This is a genomic window from Finegoldia magna, assembly GCF_018371055.1.
In the GTDB taxonomy this organism is placed as follows: Bacteria; Bacillota; Clostridia; order Tissierellales; family Peptoniphilaceae; genus Finegoldia; species Finegoldia magna_I.
Genome location: NZ_JAGYZD010000181.1, coordinates 1 through 3496, shown reverse-complemented (window position 1 = coordinate 3496; position 3496 = coordinate 1). Strand labels below are relative to the sequence as shown.

The following is a 3496-nucleotide window of genomic DNA, read 5'->3' as shown; positions in this document are numbered from 1 at the left end:
GTGATTGGAATGTGAATCTTCTCGGAAATCTCCTTTAACGTGTCGATTGTAACCCTCACAAAATCATCTCCAGTGAACGTCGGAAAAATCGCCCCCACACCGATGTAATCTGCGCCAGCTTCTTGTGCCTCCAACGCTTGTTCCAACGTGTGACAACTAATTCCGATAATCTTGTCGTTGCCAAGAATCTCCCTCGCGTATTTAATCGGCATATCCTTTTGTCCCAAATGCACCCCGTCGACATCGCACGCCTTAGCAATATCAACCCTGTCATTCACAATCAAAAGTTTGCCCATACTTTGAGTAATCTCTTTTATCTTAAAAGCTTCACGCATGATACTTCTAGTATCCATGTTTTTTTCTCTAAGTCTTACAGAATCTGCACCATTTTTCAGCGCAATCTCAATAGTTTCCGACAAATCCCTTCCTTTGAGAGTTTGTTTATTCGTGACCAAGTTCAAACCTAAGTTAAATTCCTTATTCATTATCCAACTCTCCTTTAAAAAACTTGTAGAAATGATTTGTAGGTCCATTTCCCTTGCCAATATGCAAATCGTGTTTGATAGCATTGGTTATATAATCCTTGCTGAGTTTCACAGCATCCTCGATAGATTTTCCAAGCGCCAAATTACTAGCGATCGCACTTGAAAGCGTACAGCCCGTCCCATGAGTATTCTTCGTGTCAATCTTCTCAGTCACAAATTCGTGGAAATTCTCGCCATCATACAAAATATCAATCGCATCTCCTACATGATGACCGCCCTTCACAAGAACGTATTTCGCTCCCATATCGTGAATAATCACAGCACACTTTTTCATATCGTCCACACCGTCGATTTTCATTCCACTAATTCTCTCTGCCTCTGGAATGTTCGGAGTTATGCAAGTGCACAAAGGAATTAAATCCTCAATCAACAAATCAATCGCATCTTCTTGCATCAAACAAGCACCGTGCTTTGCATACATCACAGGATCCAACACCACATTTTTTGGTTTGTACTCCAATAATTTATCCCTAACACAACTCATAATCCTCTTGTTTGATAACATTCCGATCTTCACAGCGTCAGTTCCCATATCATTATAAATACAATCAATCTGATCCCTTATAATCGTATCGGGCAAATCCTCAATCGACACCACCTCAAAAGTATTCTCTGCGACCACCGAAACAATAACGCTCATCGCATACACCCCATGTGCCGACATAGTCTTGATATCCGCTTGAATCCCCGCTCCGCCTGAACAATCCGAACCTGCAATCGTAAGAACTTTCTTCATAACTCCTCCTAATAATTTGCTGCAAATTAAATTATATACCTATAATCATTTTACTTCAACTAATCCCTGTTGTAGAGTTTCACAATCGAAGAAATTTTACATTCAAGCTCATCCGTAAGCCAATCTTTTTTCATTCTCCACGTCCAATTACCCAACGTGTTCGGCGTATTCGTCCTGTAATCATCATCCAAATCCAAGAAATCCTGCATCTGACACATACACAAATCGGCTCTCGTCATGTACGCAACCTTTATCATAGCCATTTCAACATCATCTGAATTAACATAATTTTTAATGTAATCAAGCTCATCAGAACTTCTGCTATTTACAAATCCCCTCAACGTTTGATTGTCGTGAGTTCCAGTGTAGTAAACACAATTTTTTCCCACATTGTGTGGCAAATAATCCGACTCCTCGTTCACATCAAACGCAAACTGCATCACCTTCATACCCTTGAAGGAAAATTTATCACGCAGATTGATAACATCATCAGTAATCAAACCCAAATCCTCGGCAACAATCCTGTCAATCAAGTTTTCTTTTTTCAAAATCTCAAAAAACTCCTCGCCCTTTGCCTTAATCCAGTGTCCGTTTTCAGCAGTGTTTTCCGATGCATCAATCGCCCAAAAAGCTTCAAATCCTCTAAAATGATCCAGACGAAGCACATCGTACATTTTCAAATTATGCTTCATCCTTTTCAACCACCATTCAAAACCAGTTTTCTCACAATAATCCCAATCATACACAGGATTACCCCAATATTGCCCAGTTTCAGAAAATCTGTCCGGAGGAACACCTGCAACAAGTTTCGGTGACAAATCCTCGTTCACCATAAACATATCGGGATTTTGCCATATATCGCTGCTTTCCTTCGATACATAAATCGGTAAATCTCCAAATATTTTTATACCCAAATCATTCGCGTAATTTTTCAATTCGAAATACTGCTTGTAAAACAAACATTGTACGAACACATTGTATTCAATCTCATCTTTTAACAATTTTTCGTAATAATCGACGCTTTTCTTCTTGCGGTATTTTATATCATCTGGAAATTCCAACCAAGATTTGCCATTAAAATGCTTTTTCAAAGCCTGAAACAAACAAAATCCACGAACAAGTTCACGCTCACTAAAATTTTCTGTGTCGATTATCTTCAAATCCTTGTTGTTCTCAAAAGCCTTTCGTAAAATCTCATCCTTTGATTTTGCCACATAATCGTAATCCACAAAATCATCTTCGAATTCATATCCAAGAACATCACTCTCCGACAGCAAACCATCGTCAATCAACTTGTCGATGTCGATGTACATGTAGTTTCCAGCAAAAGTTGACGGCGACAAATACGGACTGTTGCCATCAGAACTAATCGGAACAAGTGGCAATATCTGCCAGTAAGTTTGCTTTGATTTCTTCAAAAACCTCACAAACTCATACGCACTCTCACCAAAACTTCCTATTCCATATTTTGAACTCAAACTAAATACAGGACACAAAATCCCTGCTTTTCTATTACCACTCATATTAGCCCTTCTTGTTTTGTTCACGATACATTCTCGTGTAAATCTTGCCATTCGCCAACAATTCTTCGTGCGTTCCTTTTTCTACAATAACGCCCTTGTCCAACACGTAAATGCAATCCACGTTTTTAATCGTAGACAATCTGTGCGCAATTATAAATGTAGTCCTGTTTTGTTTCAATTTGTCGATTGCGTATTGAATCACAGATTCCGTTTGCGTGTCGATGTTTGCCGTCGCCTCGTCCAATATCAAAATCTTCGGATTGGTGATGTAACTTCTCGCAAATGCAATAAGTTGTTTTTCACCTGCTGAGAAACTTGCGCCATTGTCCTTGACTTCCTCATCAAGCCCATTTCTGAAATCTATCAACCTATCAGCACCGATATCCCTCAACGCATTCTCGACTTCTTCATCTGTAAAATCCTTGTCGAGCCTGATGTTACTCCTAACATCTCCCATAAAAAGCACCGGATCTTGTGGCACTAACGAAATATTCTTTCTTATAGAATCCACGCGGTAATCGTTGAAGTTCTTGCCGTCGATTTTAATCGTACCTTTTTGAGGCTTATAAAATCCTAAAAGCAAATTGATTATCGTAGTCTTGCCACTTCCAGTAAACCCTACAAATGCAACACTTTCTCCGCTTTTTATATCAAGCGACAAATCTTTAAGCACAGGTTCGTTTTCAATATAC

The 3496-nt window shown here is 39.2% G+C and carries 4 protein-coding genes; all 4 read right to left on the bottom strand.

From position 1 onward, the window contains the following. Positions 1-485: thiamine phosphate synthase (gene thiE, locus KHW44_RS07545; protein WP_304067926.1), on the bottom strand; the 485-nt coding region annotated here is incomplete at its 3' end. Continuing rightward, complete coding sequence (gene thiD, locus KHW44_RS07540) at positions 478-1281, bottom strand: bifunctional hydroxymethylpyrimidine kinase/phosphomethylpyrimidine kinase (protein WP_304067923.1); 804 nt, start codon at positions 1279-1281, stop codon at positions 478-480. The genes thiD and thiE, both read right to left, overlap by 8 nt. A 59-nt stretch (positions 1282-1340) precedes the next feature. Beyond that, on the bottom strand, positions 1341-2804 hold the full coding sequence (gene malQ / locus KHW44_RS07535) for a 4-alpha-glucanotransferase (RefSeq protein WP_304067921.1): 1464 nt from the start codon (positions 2802-2804) through the stop codon (positions 1341-1343). Position 2805: 1 nt separating this feature from the next. Next, positions 2806-3496, bottom strand: a 691-nt coding sequence (locus KHW44_RS07530; RefSeq protein WP_304067916.1) for an ABC transporter ATP-binding protein, incomplete at its 5' end; no start/stop codon positions are given.

What these genes read in the sequence shown, in the direction of transcription:
- thiD (WP_304067923.1), bottom strand. Translation starts at nt 1,281, where the DNA reads ATGAAGAAAGTTCTTACGATTGCAGGTTCGGATTGTTCAGGCGGAGCG.
- malQ (WP_304067921.1), bottom strand. Translation starts at nt 2,804, where the DNA reads ATGAGTGGTAATAGAAAAGCAGGGATTTTGTGTCCTGTATTTAGTTTG.